This is a genomic window from Bacteroides fragilis (assembly GCF_019583405.1).
Taxonomy (GTDB): domain Bacteria; phylum Bacteroidota; class Bacteroidia; order Bacteroidales; family Bacteroidaceae; genus Bacteroides; species Bacteroides fragilis_B.
The window spans coordinates 701377-720914 of record NZ_SZUU01000001.1; the positions used below are offsets into that span (position 1 = coordinate 701377).

The following is a 19538-nucleotide window of genomic DNA, read 5'->3' on the forward strand; positions in this document are numbered from 1 at the left end:
CGGAAGTCATAACAGTCTCAACTTTCTTGTCACATTCTTTGCTATTCCCACAAGATTCTTTATCTTTGTCACTTGAAAGCCGAAGAGAAATGCGGCATATTGAAACAATTTTGCAGACGAAGAAAGTACCAAATTAATTTAATGCAAAAACTGTATATCAATAAATCTGTTTCATGCGTACGACGTAGGGTCGGGCGTGTGAACATATTTATTATATACAGGGGTATTGGTACTACCTTTCGTCTGGATAAATATGAACTCAGCGCCCGACTTCTTATATATAAGGTATACATAAGGATGTGGACGTTCATAATAATCAGAAAGGTATGAACAGACCAATCAAAGAAGTAACAAGGAGGGGCAGGCATGGCTAACTGGATAACCCTCAAACAACTGTCGGAGAAACGCGGCATCGCCGAATCCGATCTCCGCACATGGGCAAACTTGGGATATATCGCTTCATCGAGGATAGAGAACGTCCTAATGATTGATGACGAAAGCCTGATTCAATATCTGGATGTTCACCAAACCCAAGATTTAGGTGAGAACTATCTGGAAAAGATTATCAAAGAAAAGGAACTGGAACGTGAAGTACTCCTCTCACAATGTGACGACGAACTCTTCCTATTGAAAACCCAGAAACTGCACCAACCGCTTTTTCATATCCTCATTCAAGAACTTGGGCAGTTGATTACCGATGATCACGAACGGGAAATATTCCTTTCCGTTTCCGGTGGCGAACCCATCGCACGGGTGGCTAAACGCAATAAGATGACTTATGCCCAAGTCTCGGTTTCCTACAGCTCTATCCTCGGAAGATTGAGTGAGAACACAGAAAGGATCGCCACGTTTCATAGTCCGACAATGGAACTGATATTCGATAAATGCAATATGGCCACACGTATCAATACTCCCTTATCGAGTCTTATCCGCGGACATGCCAATAATGTTTTATATGGAGAAATGGGATTCAGAACAGTGCATGACCTTCTGCGATACACCACCCAAAACGGATGGCAAAGCCTGAGACGCTTCAAGGGTATGGGACTGGTTACGTATAAGAATGTGATGAACGCACTAAGGGATGCCAACTTCATCATTGTCCGCAAAGACGGAAACATCGAGCTGTCACCAGAGATCGCTGCACTGGTAATATAAAAAAGATAGAACCGAGTATCCCGAAGGGAATTGAAACAGATACAAAATACCCTTTTATCAAAATGATAATCCAAACGCTTCAGATTCGCTTTTTCCCGTACAAAGTACCAAGGATGGGCTAAAATCGCCGTATTTTCGCACCAAGAAAATACCGTTAGAAACCAATACATCAATTACGAGAACAAAAGGATACCTACTTTGCATTATCGTTTAACAACAGAAACAAAAACCAATAAAATATCACATTTTTATCAATCATCAACCTATCACTCTACGAGAGCAACCAAAGAAATAGGATCACTGTTTTCACTCCCAAACAAGAACAATATATGTAATGGAAGAAAACATATAGAGATATTGGGCAAAACTCTTATTCATTTTTGAAAAACACAACCATCTTTCGGAGCAAATGCTTACTTCTTTTGGTCGAAATGCCGGCTCTTCGAGGTGAAAACACCGGCTCTTTCCCTTCCCAAGCCCGGTTTTCGGGGCAAAGAAGCAGAAAGTTCCGGGACATTCTCCCCTATATGGGTAAGAAAACAAAAAGGGATAGTTAGCAGAAAATGCCATTGCCTGTCTTTTTGATCTAGAAAACATTTTATAAGGTACCAATTTGACAAACGAATATGTTATAATGAACTTCACCACAGATTACGCTGATTTACACAGATAAATATCATTCGCTATCAATTAATTTATTATCTTTGTATTTGTACTAAAAGAAACAAGATGTATTATGAAAGAGCCTGAAAAATACAAGCAACCAGAGGAGGAAACCACCCGACTGTCCGAGCCGACAGTAGCTTACAATAGTATGGCTTATCTCGAATTAGAAGCAGAGAAAGCAGAACTGATCCGGACTATTGCTAATATAGACAGTAAAGAAATCATCGATAAAGTGAAACAGAAACTTCACGATGTACTCGGTTTGAAAGAAAAAACTGTTGTTAAAAAAACAGTCCCTTGCCAACTCACAGAAGATGAAATTAAAGAAGAAATAGAACAAGCAATAGATGAAATACAACAAGGACAAACAATCAGTAGCCAAGAAATGCACACTACTTTTAAACACTATCTATTATGATGAAGATAGCATGGACAATTCGAGCACAAAAAAGAGTTATTGAAATTCTAGAATACAGCCAACAAGAGTTTGGCAACAAAGCAGCCGATCGCCTGGCAAGAACCATTGAGCAAAAAACGTTGCAATTAATCAATAACCCATTCCGAGGACCTGTAGAACTGATACTTGCCAAAGAAAAACAGATTAGCTGCCGATATTTACTCGTAAATCCTTATAAAATTATATATTATGTAGACGAAAAGGAAGAAACCATATTCATCGTAACTTTGTTTCATACACACCAACATCCTTCTAAGTTGAACAGAGAAGTCGGATTATAAAGACGGCATTCCTTTTATCTTCTGAACAAACCTCCCCCCTCGTCTGTTACAAGGACTCATAAACCTAAACCGTAACAGACGTATGGAAAAAAAGAAAATACCCGTCGCACTGATGATAGCGGCAGGAATGCTCTTATACAACAACACCGTCGCGGCGCAGAGCCTCCCTCCCACACAGGAAACTTCGCAACATCAGCTTAGCTTTAACGAGGCGCTGCAACTGCTGCACAAAGGCAACCAAAGCCTGAAGATAGCCGACAAAGGCATCGACATAGCCCGTGCCGAACGTGGGAAGCTGAATGCTTTCTGGATGCCCAGCCTGCAATCGACCGGAGCATTTGTACACCTTTCGGAGAAGATAGAAGTGAAGCAACCGCTTTCTCAATTCACCGATCCGGCCAAAGACTTCGTACATTCCATCTTGCCGGACGATAAAATCATATCGTCCATACTCGATCAAATCGGGACGAACACACTTATCTTTCCGTTGGCACCGCGCAACCTGACCACTGTCGACCTGACCGCCGAATGGGTATTGTTCGCCGGAGGCAAACGTATTCATGCCACTAAGATAGGCAATACGATGATAGACCTTGCCCGTGAGAACCGGGCACAGACCGATGCCACCCAACGAACACTGCTTGCCGAAAGCTACTACGGATTGCGCCTGGCACAAGAAATTGTCGGTGTCCGCCTGGAATCGTACAAAGCACTGAAGCTGCATTACGAGAACGCATTGAAACTGGAGTCCACCGGTATGATAGATAAAGCGGCACGCCTCTTTGCCCAAGTCAACATGGACGAGGCACTGCGTGAACTGGAGGCCGCCCGCAAGGAAGAGGCCGTGGTGCAACGCACCCTCAAGACCTTGCTGAATCTGGAGACGAGCGGAGACATCTCACCTTCCTCTCCCTTGTTTATCAACGATACTCTTCCTCCGAAGATGGAGTTTATGCAGGTAGTGGGCATCAGCAACTATCTGCTCAACCAACTGAGTCTTCAAGAACACATGGCCAAGCAGCAGGTCCGCATCGACCAGAGTGGCTATCTGCCCAATATCGCTCTTTTCGGCAAACAAACTCTTTATTCACATGGCATACAGAGCAACCTGTTGCCCCGCACCATGATCGGGGTAGGCTTCACCTGGAACCTTTTCGACGGACTGGAACGGGAAAAGCGAATCCGGCAATCACGCCTGACACAACAAACCCTTGCACTGGGACAGGAGAAAGCGCGTGACGACCTGTCCGTCGGGGTAGACAAACTATACACCGGCCTGCAAAAGGCACTCGACAACGTACGGGCGCTGAACACCACCATCGAACTGAGTGAAGAACTGGTACGGATGCGGAAAAAAGCCTTCGCCGAAGGAATGGCCACTTCGACAGAGGTAGTAGACGCAGAAACCTTACTTTCGAAAACAAAAGTAGCCAGACTGGCGGCCTACTACGAATATGACGTGACGCTGATGAATCTGCTGGCACTGTGCGGAATACCGGAACAGTTCGGAAACATGAAGGATGTCACCTCTCTTCCCATTACGGAGAACAGAAGAAATGAAATAGAAATCGAATGAACGGAGTAACCAATAAAACAATAATAAGAGATGGAGAATTCAGAATCTAAAAAAGGCAGAACCTTAAGTATCGCATTCATCGTTGTACTTGTGGCAGTAGCACTCTTCACCGTCATCGGAATGATTGCCATGCGCCACCAGCCTCTCGTCTTGCAAGGGCAGGCCGAAGCTACCGAGATTCGCATCAGCGGCAAACTGCCGGGACGCATCGACACCTTCCTGGTTGAAGAAGGCCAGTGGGTGAAACAAGGAGATACGCTGGTAGTCATCAACAGTCCGACTGTAGAGGCCAAGTATCGCCAGGTGGACGCATTGAAACAAGTAGCCGTAGAACAGAACAAGAAGATTGATGCCGGAACCCGCAAGCAGATCATAGCTACGGCGCAGCAATTATGGAACAAAACTCAAAGCGACCTGACATTGGCACGGACAACGTACAACCGTATTCTCACTTTATATAAGGACAGTGTAGTCACTTCTCAACGTAAAGATGAAGTGGAAGCCATGTACAAAGCCGCACAAGCGGCCGAACGGGCTGCTTACGAGCAATATCAAATGGCTGTAGACGGAGCGCAAAGTGAAGATAAAGCCTCGGCCCGCTCGATGGTCAATGCGGCCAACAGCACGGTTGATGAAGTTTCATCACTCCTGGTAGATGCCCGCCTGATCGCACCGGAAGATGGACAAATAGCAACCATCTTTCCTAAACGGGGCGAACTTGTCGCACCGGGCACTCCGATCATGAACCTGGTGGTGATGGATGATATACACGTGGTACTGAACGTAAGGGAAGACCTGATGCCGGACTTCCGCATGGGAGGTACATTCATTGGGGATGTGCCCGCCCTGGCCCAAAAAGGAATCGGGTTCAAGATATATTATATCAGTCCGCTGGGTAGTTTTGCTACCTGGAAGTCGACCAAGCAAACGGGCAGCTATGATTTACAGACATTCGAAATCCACGCTCGTCCCACCAAGAAAGTGGAGGGGCTGCGTCCGGGAATGTCGGTACTGGTAGAAATCAAATAGAGAAATGAATACGATTCACCACAGAGGACACAGAGGCTCACAGGGTTTTAATCTCTTGTTTATAGGATGTTTAAGAGAAAAGATATTTTCTGTGGGACTCTGTGTTACTCTGTGGTAAATCAAAACTCAAAGACAATCTAATTATGCAACACTCCCCTATAACCCGTGTCATACAACGTGAGTGGCAACGGATGACCTCTCGACGCCTCTACTTCGGTGTCTGCCTGGTACTTCCGTTGTTCACGCTCTTTTTCATGGCTACCATATTCGGCAACGGCCAGATGGAAAATATCCCCATCGGTATTGTCGACCAAGACAACACGGCCACTTCGAGAGATATTACCCGGCGGATGTCTGCCGTACCCACCTTCCGGGTAACCCGCCACTTCGTTGACGAAGCCGAGGCACGCAAAGCGGTACAGCAGAAAGAAATATATGGTTATCTCTCGATCCCTCCCCGCTTTGAACAGGATATGATATCGGGGCAGGACGCCACTCTGAACTATTATTATCACTATGCCCTGCTCTCGGTGGGAGGTGAATTGATGGCCGCCTTCGAAAGCTCGCTCGCACCCGTAGCTCTCTCCCCCATCGTGATGAAAGCTGTGGCACTGGGAGTGAACGAACAGCAGATAGAAACCTTTCTGCTCCCCGTGCAGGCCAACAATCATCCCATTTATAACCCGTCGCTGGATTACTCGGTCTACCTGAGCCAGCCTTTCTTTTTTGTACTCTTTCAGGTGTTGGTACTGCTTATCACGGTATATGCCGTAGGAAGCGAAATAAAGTTCGGTACAGCCGGTCAATGGTTGCAGGCGGCGGACGGCGACATCACGGTTGCCGTTACGGGCAAGCTGTTGCCTTACACGCTTATCTTCAGCCTGATCGGTATATTAGGCAACTTTGTCATGTTTGGCATCCTGCATATACCTTTTCAGGGGAGCTGGCTGCTGCTCAACGTCATGACAGTGCTCTTTATCATTGCCACTCAGGCACTGGCATTGTTCATCTTCTCTCTGTTCCCTGCCGTGGCAATCATCATCAGTATCGTATCCATGGTCGGCTCGTTAGGAGCTACTTTATCCGGTGTCACCTTTCCGGTACTCAACATGTATCCGTTGGTGCGCGACGCCTCTTATCTGTTTCCGGTGCGCCATTACACCGAAATTACACAAACCATGCTCTACTATGGCGGCGGATTTATCCACCTATGGCCTTCGGCAGTGATACTCTGTATCTTCCCGTTATTGGCGTTGGCGATGCTTCCGCACCTCAGACGAGCCATAATCAGTCGTAAATATGAAAACATCCGGTAAACTTTCGCAAATTTCCTTCATCATCGCACGTGAGTTTCGTGCCATCAGCACCAGCTATGCCGTACTGTTGGTGTTGATGGGAGGTATCTTTGTTTATGGGCTGCTCTATAATTATATGTATGCTCCCAACATCGTGACCGACGCTCCGGTGGCAGTGGTCGACAACTCGCACAGCAGCCTTAGCCGGCAATACATCCGTTGGCTCGACGCCACGCCGCAAGTAGCCGTCTATGCACAAGCCATGGACTATCGGGAAGCCCGCGAATGGATGAAAGAGGGCAAGGTACAAGGCATTCTGTACATTCCGCATGATTTTGAGACCCGTGTCTTCCAGGGACGCGAGGCTGTGTTCTCGCTATACGCCACCACAGACGCCTTTCTCTATTTTGAAGCGCTGCAAGAAGCCACTTCACGTGTATACCTTGCCATCAACGATGCCCATCGCATGGACGGTGCCGTATTCCTCCCCCCGCAGGGACTGCTTGCTGTCGCCATGGCCAAGCCCGTAAACGTGGCCGGCACCGCACTCTATAACCACACCGAGGGGTATGGTTCTTATCTGATTCCGGCCGTCATGATGGTCATTATCTTCCAGACTTTATTGATGGTCATCGGTATGCTGACAGGTGACGAGTATCAGCACCGCGCTACAGAACCGTTGCTTCCGGGATTCAGGACAGTAGATAAAAGCGGACTCTGGGGAGGGGCAATGCGTCTCGTTGCCGGAAAAACTTTTGTGTACTGCGGACTTTATGCGATCTTTTCCATGTTCTTGTTGGGATTATTACCCCACTTCTTCAGCATTCCCAATATCGGAAACGGGCTGTACATCATCGCCATGATGGTGCCTTACCTGATGGCAACCTCTTTCTTCGGGCTGGCAGCCTCGCGTTACTTCACCGATTCGGAAGCTCCGTTGCTGATGATCGCTTTCTTCTCGGTAGGCTTGATTTTCCTGTCCGGAGTCTCCTATCCGTTGGAGCTGATGCCATGGTATTGGCGCATGGCACATTACATCCTCCCAGCTGCACCTGCCACGCTGGCCTTCGTCAAACTAAACTCAATGGGAGCCAGTATGGCAGATATACAGCCGGAATACATCACTCTTTGGATACAGGTTGTTGTCTATTTCGGACTTAGTGTGTGGGTATACAAGAAGAAGCTGGAAGTGTGAACCAGAAGCGTGAGCCCTTCCCCAATTCGGAAGTGACACCGATACACCCGCCCATCTTTTCGATAATACTCTTGCACAAAGGGAGGCCGAGGCCCGTACCCTGTACGAAACTGTCTACTTTCATAAAACGGTCGAAAACTGCCACCTGATTTTCAGCAGAGATGCCGATGCCGGTATCTTCTACAAACATTTCAAGCTGCCGGGCGGAATCGATCTGATAACCGACGGTGATAGTACCCCGGTGCGTAAACTTAATCGCATTGCTCACGAAATTGGTAATCACCTGGTTCAAGTATCCGCTGTCGGCGTAGAACCAGGCATCGAGCGGGGAATCTTCATCGATCCGTAACTCAACTCCTTCAGGTACTCTGTCCTTCATCTTCTGTAGCATCATGGCACAGAACTGATAAAGATAAACAGGCTTTGGCATATACTCAAACGAACCTGCATCGATCTTAGAAAGGTCGATGATATCGGAGAACAGTTGCAGGAGCAATACGTTGTTTTTCTGTATGGTCTGACGGAACTCTTCCTGCTCCGCCGGATCGTCAATTGTCATCAGAAGATCGGAAAAACCGACAATGGCATTGAGCGGTGTACGTATTTCATGGCTGATATTTGCCAGAAAAGCGGACTTCAACCGGTTGGACTCTTCCGCTTTATCGCGGGCTGCCCTAAGTTCTGCCTCCGTTTCTTTCTGGACCGTTATGTCATAGTTCACCTCTACTAATTCCAGTCTCGGATCGGGCGACTGGTAGGAAGTCACCATGGAAGATTTATGTATCCAGTTCCATTGATCTGAACCCTCTGTCCGGCGAATACGCAGATCACCATCAAAGAAACGTTCCGTACCCGCTTTGGCCTTTTCATAGAAATCCAGTACCAACTTCCGGTCATCGGGATGCATATGTGAGAATATACCGATAATATCTGCCAAAGGTGTATCATGGCTTTCTCCCAGATTCCTGTACCACTGGCGGATGGCGTATCCGGTGTGATCCAGCAGATTGATTTTCGCATATCCCACCTTGGAATAGTCGGAAATAATAGAGAAGAAGTTCTCAAAATCATGCACTTTGCTCAGTGCATGATTGCGTTCGGTATTATCTATATTCATTAGCAGATAGTTCGACAGATTCCCTTCCGCATCATAAAGCATCAGTGTCTGTACGTCCAAATCGGCCATCCCCCTCCGCTCTGACTGGAAAAATTTACATTCTTCATCGAAGTTATAATGCAAATGGAAACTACCGGGGCGGCCCGCCTGAAGACTTTCATGCATATCTTTAGTCACATTGGGACTCTCAAACAGACTCAGACCGATGATCCGGTTCTTGTCTGTAACGCCGAATATCTCAAGATTCCGGTTATTGCAGTCCAGCAGCACCCCTTCTTTATTATATAGCTCGAGACCGACCGGAATATGATTGAATATATCGTGAAACAACTTATCGCTACGTTGGCTCCATACGCACTGATAGCCTTCTGTCTCCGGGTTTTCTATCCGTTGGCTATATCCGGTAGCAATCAGCTGTCCTTCTTCATTTTCCTCTTCCATGCTCAGTGCACAATGCATCCAGAAGATGTTACCATGGCTGGAAGATACGGGAAAGGTCTGTTCGAATACTCCTTTTTGGGGAATGGACATGAATTCGTCCGTAATGCGTTTGCGATAGTCTTGGCGTATGGTGGACATCAACTCATCTATACTCAGCAATTCACTTTTGGCTCCCAGTGCCTTAAGCAGGGTTTCTGAAATTAAACACTGCTCTGTAGTAAAATTCACTTCCCACCATCCGATTTGTGCAGACGCACAAATTTTATTCAGTCTGGTTATATCATCTAAAGGAGTTTTGCTAATCATTATGTTTGTTTTGATTTAACGTGGGTATATAAAATTCATCTCTTTGATTCATTGACAAATAGCCAATTTACAGTTCTACTACCATGTTTGTTAATACCAAAGTTATAGAAATATTTTGTTCGGCAGATTATTCTTACAAGTTTTTTTTAACCTCTATTAAAAAGAGCCGCCTGCCAATCTCTCCCTATACCTTTAAAGTGAAAATATAATCGTGCTCAAAAGAAAAGTATAACCTCTTACAGAGAACTTAGAAAAGAGCTTAGAATGCTAACATAAGTTATAATATTCAAATATTCATTCAACCATTTAGAAGCATATCATATCATGCCTGTCTTATATACAAGGAATAAAAACAGATTATGAAACAAGATAATTCAAACATAGTAGAAACGCTTTTACCTCGCTATTGTACAGGGCAAGTAACTGACATAGAAAGACAGCAAGTAAAAAACTGGATGAATGAATCTGAGGAAAATCGTCGTATAGTACGAGAGCACTTTGTGCTATATTTAACCTCAGGCCAAAAGAGAGTTAATGTAGAAAAAGCGTTATGTAAGGTAAAACAGCATATGTCTCCACACAAAAGAACTACTTGGTTGCAATGGATACAGCGCATAGCTGCCGTTTTATTTATCCCTGTTGTAGCTGCAGCAACCCTGTTGGTATATTATCAAAATGGTGAGGAATCTATATCCCCACAAATATGGAAAGTGAATGTAAAACCGGGTATGACGGCATCATTGACTTTGCCTGACAGCACCATTGTACATTTAAACTCAGGATCTTCCTTATCCTATCCATCCTTTTTCAGTGGAAAAAAACGTGAAGTGGCATTGAGCGGAGAAGCTTATTTTCAAGTGACTCCGAATCCGAACAAGAAATTCATAGTATCCACTCCTCACCAATCACGAATAGAGGTATTGGGAACATGCTTCAATATCGAAGCTTATGAACAAGACAATGAAATTACCACCACCTTAATTAAAGGAAAGGTGAATTTTCTCTATAATCAAAATGATTCCACAAGACAGATAGCTTTGTCCCCCAGTCAAAAACTGATCTATACACCGGAAACTAATAAAGTTAAGCTTTGCAAAACTACAGGCATATCAGAAACAGCATGGAAAGAAAATAAAATCATTTTTGATAATACCCCTTTAGAGGAGATTTTACACATAGTAGGGAAAACGTATAATGTAGAATTTATCATCAAAAACAAAAACCTTAAAAAAAGAAAATTTACCGGATGCTTTAACAATCAGCCTCTGGAAAGAGTATTGGAGCATTTTAAGAGATCTTCAACAATACGATGGAAATATATTCAGGATAAAGAATACAAAAACGAGAAGGAGAGAATAGAGATTTATTGATTAACCTTAATATTATTAATACTTATGAATAGAGAACCACCTTAAGAAAACAAAAAAACGTATGGAAAGACATTGACGTGTCTCCCCATACGAAAAAACAAAATTAATCAGGCAATCTGTTTGACGACAATTCCTGACAAATAGTTTTTTACCTTAAATCCGTACAAAGTTATGCAAAATTATTTTAGTACCCAACTTTCGAGGGTAGCAAAGTCACTTTGGCTAACCTCAAAAAAAATCCCACTGGCTATGCGACTATTGATTCTTCTTTCGATTTGCCTTATCAATATGGTACAAGCCAATAACAGTTACGCCCAAAAAGCAACGATCAGTATCAACGTACACAATCAGACAGTGAAAGAAGTCTTGAAAGGAATAGAGAAGCAGTCCGAGTTTAACTTCTTCTATGACAATGATCAGTTAGATTTAAACAGACGAATATCCATTACAATAAGTAATAGCAGTATTTTCAACGTTTTAAAACAAATCTTCGCAACGACTAATATCCAATATTCAATTCTTGATAAAAGCATTATACTTACCACAAAAACTCCGGTCCAAAGTGATAACAAGAACAGGATCAACGGTAAAGTGGTAGATGCAAAAGGAGAACCGATTATTGGTGCCAGTATAAAGGAAAAAAATACATCAAACGGAACTATAACAGATTTGAACGGTTGTTTTTCTTTTTTGGTAAGTTCTGATAATGCAGTGATCAAGATATCTTATGTCGGATATCAGTCACAGGAATTGAAGACCGTTTTAGGTAAACCTTTAAACATTATACTAATAGAAGATGCTCAGGCATTGCAAGAAGTAGTCGTAGTGGGCTTTGGTGTGCAAAAAAAGATTAACCTGACAGGTGCTGTTTCTCAAGTAAAGATGGATGATGTTTTGGGAGATCGACCGGTTGTAAATGCCATGGCCGCTCTGCAGGGAGCTATGCCCGGACTTCAAATTACCGCCAATAATGATGCTCCCGGACCGGGAGAAAGCAAAAATTTCAATATCCGAGGAACAACATCTATCAATGGTGGCAGCCCATTGGTGTTGATAGATAATGTCCCCGGAAGTCTTGATATGCTGAATCCTGAAGATATAGAAAGTGTCTCGGTTTTGAAAGATGCCGCTTCTTCTGCCATCTACGGAGCACGTGCTGCTTTCGGGGTCATCCTGGTCACTACCAAGAAAGCCAAGAAAGGAGAAGCTTTCCATGTTAATTACAATAACAATTTTGGTTTCCAGAGTTCTGTAGACCGACCGAAACAAGCGAATGGATTGGAATGGATGCAAGGTTATCTGGATGCAGAATTTAATGCCGGTAAATACTATACGGGGCAAGACATCAAGACATGGATGGGGTATTTGACGGAATACCGTAAAAATCGGAGTCAGTTTCAGACTACGGAAAATGGTATATACACAGAGCCGGATACCGGAATGGAATACTATCTGAAAGAAAACGACGCATATGCTCTGATGCTTGACAAATTCGGATTCCTCCAGGCCCACAATATATCGGTCAGCGGAGGGACAGAGAAATTAGCCTATCGTATGTCTTTGGGTTATAACAATGAACAAGGTATTCTGATTACAGACAAAGACCGTTACAAACGTCTATCCGGCAGTGCTTACATTTCTGCCGAGATTACACCATGGTTATCTCAGTCGATCGATATACGCTATGCCCAAAGTGAAAAGAATATGCCTGTTATTTCGGATAAAACTCATTTGTATGACCTGAGGTTGCCGACCATATATCCTGAAGGGTCATTGACACTATCCGACGGAAGAAGTCTGTTGACAAATACCCCTTCAAACATGCTAAGGATAGCAACAGACGACAATACAATCAGAGATAATGCCCGTATTTTGTCAAGGACCGTGCTAAAGCCTTTAAAAGGACTTGAAATAGCTTTTGAATATACATTTAACAAGTCTTTAGCCAACCAGAGAAAGAATAAGGCCGTTATTGACTATACTACAGTACAATTGGCCGTGCAGCAGACAGCACCAACTTCCTCTTTGGAATCTAAGAATGAAACTACCGACTATAATGCTTTTAACTTATATGGCACTTACCACCATCTATGGAATGATAGTCATAACTTTACGGCGATGGCAGGTTTTAACCAAGAGTCAAGCAACTATAGAAATCTCTATGCCTATTCTTATGACATGATTAACGACAAGTATCCGTCACACAATACAGCTACCGGGGAAAACAGGGTAATCACTGAAGGACACACAGCCTATGCCGTACGCGGTGCTTTCTATCGCCTGAACTATGATTATAAAGGCAAGTATTTGTTCGAAACCAGCGGTCGCTATGATGGTTCGTCCAAGTTTCCCAAAAATAGTCGTTTTGGATTTTTCCCTTCCGCATCCGTAGGATGGAATATTGCCCACGAAGGTTTCCTAAAGTCAATAGCAGCCAATTGGCTGTCCGATCTCAAAGTCCGTGCCAGCTGGGGGCAGATTGGTAACCAATCTATTAGCCCCTATCAATTTGTCCCGGTTATGGGAACAGAGGCCAAAGGAGATGTAAAGTGGTTGGTAAATGGAGCTAAACCGGTAACTCTGAAGGCTCCGGGCTTGGTAAGAAGTAACTTCACATGGGAAACAGTGGAAACACTCGGATTCGGCCTTGATATCACTGCTTTTAATGGACGCTTTCAAGGAGTCCTGGACTGGTATCGCCGTGATACGAAAGACATGCTGGCTCCGGGAATAGAGTTACCAGCCGTAGTAGGAGCTGCTGCACCCTTGCAAAATACAGCTAATTTGAGAACAAAAGGATGGGAAATTTCTTTTAACTGGAGAGACAAAATCGGACCATGGGGGTATAATATAGGATTCAACATTTATGACTCTAAAACCATAGTTACCAAGTACAAGAACGAATCAAAAATTATAAAAAAGAGCGATGATAATAACCAATATTACGAAGGATATGAAATCGGGTCTATTTGGGGATTTGAAACAGATGGATTCTATTCGGTAGATGATTTTGAAGATACGAATACTTGGAAACTGAAAGAAGGGGTAGTCACTATAGATGGAGTCAACCCACGTCCTGGTGATATTAAATTCAAAAATTTGCGCGATGATAAACAAAGTGTGAACCGCATAGATGAAGGAGATGGAACACTGGAAAATCCGGGTGATCGCAAAATCATAGGTAACAACACTTTGCGTTTTCAATATGGTATCAATTTGGGAGTAAGCTATAAAGGATTCGACTTGAGTGTAATGTTACAGGGCGTGGGCAAACGTGACGTATGGATTAGTGATGAGCGCCGCTGGCCATTTGACAGAGGACAATTCGGTTCTATCTTTAAGGATCAGCTGAATTATTGGAAACCGGTAGATATTGCCAATGGAGATTATACTGCAGTAAATCCCAATGCAGATTACTTCCGGATTTACGGACAAGTTCAAAATCTCAATTCCAATAAACGTCCACAAACAAAGTTTTTGATGGACGGATCCTACTTACGCGTCAAAAATGTGACCTTCAGTTACAGTTTCCCAAGAGAATGGCTGATCCCTGTTACATTGACAGGGTTGAAAGCATTCGTAAGTTGTGAAAACCTTCACACATTCACTAAATTGATGAAAGGATATGATCCAGAGCGCCTGTCATGGAACTATCCTTTCTATCGTACAATTTCTTTTGGCATTAATGTTACTCTTTAAATTCAGATGTGATTATGAAAAAAATAATATATTTAATGTTGTCAGCAATTGCGATTGGATTCACTTCATGCAATGACAACTTTATGGAACTCTATCCGGATACTTCGCTGACAGAAAAAACGGTGTTCAGCAACTACAATACCTTCAAGACTTATTCTTGGGGATTATACAGTGTATTTGAGAACGGAAATATTTTACGAAGACCGGGCACAGGCGGTAGTTATGCCAGTGCCCTATCTTATCAAAGTGACATATATGCCGGTTACCTGATGCGCCGTCAGGATGGTGGCAATCCATATGCCTTTCAGAACATCTCCAGCGTGGCTTCGGGTAACGGTTGGGATTTCTCTTACGTTTACAGGGTCAATGTCATGCTGACCAATATTGATAAATCAGAAATGACAGATGCCGAGAAGGCTCATTGGCGTTCGGTTGGATATTTTTTCCGCGCTTATTACTATATGGAATTAATAGCCCGTTTCGGAGATGTACCTTGGATTGACCATGTATTGGGAGATAGCGATACGGAAGTAACCTATGGTCCTCGGACTCCGCGAAAGGAAGTAGCCGATCATGTATTGAGTGATCTGAAATATGCCGAAGAAAACATCGGAGAAGCCGGTGACGGTGCTAATACGATCAATGTACATGTAGTACGTGCTCTCCTTTCTCGCTTTTGCCTGTTCGAAGGTACTTGGCGTAAATATCACGGATTGGGAGACGAAAACAAGTATCTTGATGAATGTATCAACTATTCAAAAAAGTTAATGGACACCTATTCAGATTTGAATAGTGACTGGGGAGAAATGCTAACATCCGATCTGCAAGGTATGCCGGGAATCATTTTATACAAAGAGTATATTGCAAAAGAGATGACCAACTATGTACTTACACATGTAGAACGAACGTCTACTCATAACGTGGAAATGCCCCAACATATCATTGATATGTATCTTTGCAGTGATGGTAAAACGATTTCAAACAGTCCGTTGTATCAATGGAAACAAGATGGCGACAAAAGTATGCATGCAACGTTTAGCAATCGTGACCGCCGTCTGCTGGAGACTGTGGTTCCTCCTTACCGTGTCGTTCCCAAAAACTCCAACGATAGCTTTGACTTTACAAATGATCCCAAAGACCGTGAATTTATGGATATAATGGGAATAACTCACTATACCGGCTATGGCGGCGGAAACGGTGAAGCTGGAAAACACAAAGTGTTTCCGTTGATGAATTGGGGAGGAAAAGTATTGAAAACAATACCTCACTTCTTTACAAACAACGGAGGACAAGGATTTATTGTGGCTCGTAGCGGAAACTATGTATATAGATATTATAACGTATGGGACAATTCAAAAGAGAATGAAGGAACTTCTGATGTACCATTATTTAAGATCGACGAAGTGATGTTAAACTATGCCGAAGCCAAGTTTGAAAAAGCAGGAACAGGAACCGATGGCTTCACTCAAGAGGTGGCCGATGCCACTATCAACAAATTGCGCAAACGCGCATATGTAGCAGACATGAAAGTTAATGAGATAAATGCTGCTTTCGATCCCCAAAGAGACCCGAGTGTAGATCCCGTGTTATGGGAAATACGACGTGAACGTATTATTGAGTTGATGTGTGAAGGTTTCGGATTTTATGATGTACGTCGATGGAAAAAAGCGCCTTGGTTCATCAATCATATACAATATGGACAGTGGGCAACTAAAGAACAGATTGGTGCAAAGGGACAGATTGTTGACTTGAAAAATGGTTATGCCGATGCAACTGGAAAGACTGAAGGGTTCATTTACATGTACAATAGCCCTGAGAAATCAGGTAAAGGATGGTTGGATAAATATTATCTTTACCAGATCCCAACCAATCAAATTGCATTGAACCCTGAACTGAAACCTAACAATCCCGGGTGGGAATAGGAAATTAACTTGCAAGCATAAAATATATTACAAATTAGACAATCCAAATTAGATTATTTAAAAATGAAGAGAAAACTTACATTGGCTGTGATTATTTCGTTGCTGTCGAGTGGATTAATAGCACAAGAAGGTGTTCCAGTTACTCTTCCGGACAATCCATTGAGGGAAGAAGTGGTAAGATTGGCAACAAAAGTGCGTCCCTCCTATCGGCAACTGGATTATCAGCAGCGGGAAATGCTGGGTTTTATACACATCGGTATGAATACATTCACCGGTGCGGAATGGGGAACAGGGAAGGAAAATCCTTCCCTGTTCAATCCTTCGCAACTGGATGCCGACAAGTGGGTCAAAACCTTTAAAGATGCGGGAATTAGTGGCGTTATCTTAGTAGCGAAGCATCACGATGGTTTTTGCGTGTGGCCCAGTAAATATACTTCGCACACGGTAGCCAATTCTCCCTGGCGAAACGGTAAAGGAGACTTGGTGAAAGAAGTCGCAGATGCCTGTCGAAAATACGACATGAAACTATGCCTCTACCTCTCTCCTTGGGATATGCATGAAAAAACCTACGGAACAGAAGCCTACAATGACTATTACATCCACCAATTGGAGGAATTATTAACCGGCTACGGTCCGGTTTATCTGCTCTGGTTTGATGGAGCTGGAACTACAAATGACGTAAGCGGTGTTGAGATGCCATTTGACTGGGAGCGGATATTCAGAAAAGCCCGTGAGCTGCAACCCGACGTACTTCTTTCCGGCAACGCCCCTGACATACGTTGGGTAGGTAATGAAAAAGGAAAAGGCCGGGAAACGGAATGGTGTGTACAAGGCATTAACAATACAGAAACATTGTTTGGGTCATTGACCGGATATAACCCGACCTTACATAATCTGGGCAGTATAGACGACCTGATGAAGAAAAAAAGGCTGGTTTGGTATCCTTCCCGTGGTGGGCTACCCTTGCGTAAAGGTTGGTTTTATAACAAACGGGACGATGATAACATAAAATCCCTGAAGTATCTGGTAGATAGTTATTTCGAGACTATTGGGCAGAATGCAAACCTGCTCCCCAACCTATCTCCCGACCCTACAGGATGTATTCCGGAGAGAGATGCGAATCGATTGATTCAGTTTGGAGAAATCATCTCCCGGATGAAGCATTCAGACTATGCCAAGGGAGCTACCGTAAAAGCTGTTTCCGGTTGGGAGGGTAACACACCGTCAGACGTTATAACCGACGATACTCCTTTCACCTCCTGGCACACACCGGACGGAACAACTGCTGCTGTAGCAGAAATACAATTAAAGCGACCGGCTATGATCAATGTCATAAAATTGCAGGAGAATGTTCGCGATTTCGGTCAGCGGGTCGAACGCTTTGCCATTGATGTCTGGACCGGTAATGGTTGGAAAGAGATAGCACAAAGTACTACCATCGGATTCCGGAAAATGCTCCGTTTATCCGAGCCTATTACCGCTGACAAATTCCGGATACGTTTCACAGATGCTCGCATCTCCGTTTCTTGGGGCAATTTATCAATGTACTATCTGGAACAAGTACCCGACGAAACAGGACAAGGGAAGAAACAGAAAGTAATCCCTCCTTCCGATATACAAATCAGCTTAAGTGGAATTACATCACTTTCAAACAATGATTACAAAGCACTGGTTGATGGAAACGCAGACACCCATTGGGAAGGCAAAGCTCAAAAACTACCTGCCGCATTTATCTTTAAATTGAAAAATCCTCGCAATTTATCAGGTTTTTCTTATCTACCGATAGAAACCGGTATGGGATATATTGAAAATTACGCCATGTATATTAGCGGCGATGGAATAAACTGGGGAAAGCCTGCCAAATCAGGACGTTTCGGCAATATAACAAATAACCCGGTAGAACAGGTTATTACGCTAAATGCAGACAAAGTGCATTATCTTAAGTTTGAAGTTCTCGGAACTACGTCGAATGCACATACTTTCACAATAGCCGATTTACGACTTTTTGAAAAATAACATGACTAATTTTATAGAAAATCAATAGGTTATCAAGATGAAACAATACTTATTTTTAACTTGTCTGTCTTAGTTGACATGCATCATGAGCATTGTCGCTCATAAAAGTACCCCATCACATCATTCAATACTTATAGATGAGTATGCCTGGAAAACTTTCTTTAATGAAGCCATACTCCCTATATAAATAATACGGAAGTGCGCGTAAAGAGCTGATATTACATGTAAAAGGTGATATTCAAAACCCCAAAAGTGCATGTGCCACTTTATAGGAAAAAGAGAATAATTTTAGATAAATTATTTTTAGCACCACGACCTTATTATTTGCAGAAAAAAGCTATATTTGCAGTACCATGAGAGTAAACACCCACCCAAAAGATAGTTCTTTACTGGAGGCCATCCAGAAAGGAGACAATATAGCTTTTAATATATTATTCCATAGATATTATCAATTGCTTTGTAACTATGGTAACCGATTTGTAGATTTAGAAGATGCAGAAGAAATTGTGCAGGACTCTTTGCTGTGGGTTTGGGAAAACCGGGAAGTTCTTATCATTAACGTATCACTTAGTTCTTTCCTCTTTACGATGGTCTATCGTAAAGCTTTAAACCGCATTGAACATAATCAAACAACCCAACGTGTTCTCACCCAATTCCATGAAGACATACAAGAGGTGCTACACGATGTGGACTTTTATCAGATACAAGAGTTGATGAACAAAATTGACGAAGCAGTTGCTGCGTTGCCTGACGCTTATAGAGAGGCATTCATTATGCACCGCTTTCAGCACATGAATTATAAAAAAATTGCTGAAACTTTGGGAGTCTCTTACCAAACTGTAGCTTACCGTATTCAGCAAGCACTAAAACTATTACGATTAGAGTTAAAGGACTTCTTGTTATTACTATTACTTTTTTACTATTCAAAATAATACAACCATATTTATTGGTTAATACATGATAGACAAAAGTACTATATCAGGAAACACGAAAATTATAGCTTGCTCTTG

Annotated in this window: 13 protein-coding genes; 12 read left to right on the forward strand and 1 reads right to left on the reverse strand. The window is 43.2% G+C overall.

What is annotated here, in order from left to right; genetic code table 11:
• The first annotated feature begins 366 nt into the window (after positions 1 to 366).
• The 7 genes from FDF36_RS03015 to FDF36_RS03045 all read left to right on the forward strand — a co-directional run bounded on the left by FDF36_RS03015 (position 367) and on the right by FDF36_RS03045 (position 7657).
• The gene (locus tag FDF36_RS03015; RefSeq protein ID WP_220390279.1) at positions 367 to 1158 is read left to right on the forward strand and encodes a DNA-binding protein; all 792 of its coding nucleotides are present in this window, start codon (positions 367 to 369) and stop codon (positions 1156 to 1158) included.
• Between the two features lie 736 nt (positions 1159 to 1894).
• Positions 1895 to 2242, forward strand: a complete 348-nt coding sequence (locus FDF36_RS03020; protein WP_005793606.1) for a hypothetical protein — start codon at positions 1895 to 1897, stop codon at positions 2240 to 2242.
• Positions 2239 to 2562: a type II toxin-antitoxin system RelE/ParE family toxin gene (locus tag FDF36_RS03025; protein ID WP_005793605.1), complete on the forward strand. Its 324-nt coding sequence runs from the start codon at positions 2239 to 2241 to the stop codon at positions 2560 to 2562. The genes FDF36_RS03020 and FDF36_RS03025 overlap by 4 nt, the downstream gene beginning before the upstream one ends.
• Positions 2563 to 2689: 127 nt before the next feature.
• Entirely contained in the window at positions 2690 to 4138 is a 1449-nt protein-coding gene (locus FDF36_RS03030) for a TolC family protein (RefSeq protein ID WP_409013148.1), read from the forward strand.
• Positions 4139 to 4168: 30 nt separating this feature from the next.
• Positions 4169 to 5167, forward strand: a complete 999-nt coding sequence (locus FDF36_RS03035) for an HlyD family secretion protein (RefSeq protein WP_005777960.1) — start codon at positions 4169 to 4171, stop codon at positions 5165 to 5167.
• 143 nt (positions 5168 to 5310) lie between these two features.
• Complete coding sequence (locus FDF36_RS03040) at positions 5311 to 6483, forward strand: ABC transporter permease (RefSeq protein WP_220390281.1); 1173 nt, start codon at positions 5311 to 5313, stop codon at positions 6481 to 6483.
• On the forward strand, positions 6467 to 7657 hold the full coding sequence (locus FDF36_RS03045; RefSeq protein ID WP_220390282.1) for an ABC transporter permease: 1191 nt from the start codon (positions 6467 to 6469) through the stop codon (positions 7655 to 7657). Before FDF36_RS03040 ends, FDF36_RS03045 begins: the two co-directional genes overlap by 17 nt.
• Here the strand turns inward: FDF36_RS03045 and FDF36_RS03050 are convergent.
• Complete coding sequence (locus tag FDF36_RS03050) at positions 7620 to 9524, reverse strand: sensor histidine kinase (protein WP_220390469.1); 1905 nt, start codon at positions 9522 to 9524, stop codon at positions 7620 to 7622. The two genes, FDF36_RS03045 and FDF36_RS03050, sit on opposite strands and share 38 nt — an antisense overlap.
• A 356-nt stretch (positions 9525 to 9880) precedes the next feature.
• On the opposite strand from FDF36_RS03050, the gene FDF36_RS03055 reads away from it, so the two are divergent.
• From FDF36_RS03055 to FDF36_RS03075, 5 genes are all read left to right on the forward strand, one after another.
• Positions 9881 to 10891, forward strand: coding sequence for a FecR family protein (locus tag FDF36_RS03055; RefSeq protein WP_220390283.1), 1011 nt, complete (start codon positions 9881 to 9883; stop codon positions 10889 to 10891).
• 249 nt (positions 10892 to 11140) lie between these two features.
• Positions 11141 to 14590, forward strand: a complete 3450-nt coding sequence (locus FDF36_RS03060) for a TonB-dependent receptor (RefSeq protein ID WP_220390284.1) — start codon at positions 11141 to 11143, stop codon at positions 14588 to 14590.
• Positions 14591 to 14625: 35 nt separating this feature from the next.
• The gene (locus FDF36_RS03065; RefSeq protein ID WP_220390470.1) at positions 14626 to 16512 is read left to right on the forward strand and encodes a RagB/SusD family nutrient uptake outer membrane protein; all 1887 of its coding nucleotides are present in this window, start codon (positions 14626 to 14628) and stop codon (positions 16510 to 16512) included.
• Between the two features lie 63 nt (positions 16513 to 16575).
• Positions 16576 to 18528: an alpha-L-fucosidase gene (locus FDF36_RS03070; protein ID WP_220390285.1), complete on the forward strand. Its 1953-nt coding sequence runs from the start codon at positions 16576 to 16578 to the stop codon at positions 18526 to 18528.
• 353 nt (positions 18529 to 18881) lie between these two features.
• Complete coding sequence (locus FDF36_RS03075; RefSeq protein ID WP_220390286.1) at positions 18882 to 19460, forward strand: RNA polymerase sigma-70 factor; 579 nt, start codon at positions 18882 to 18884, stop codon at positions 19458 to 19460.
• Positions 19461 to 19538: the final 78 nt, after the last annotated feature.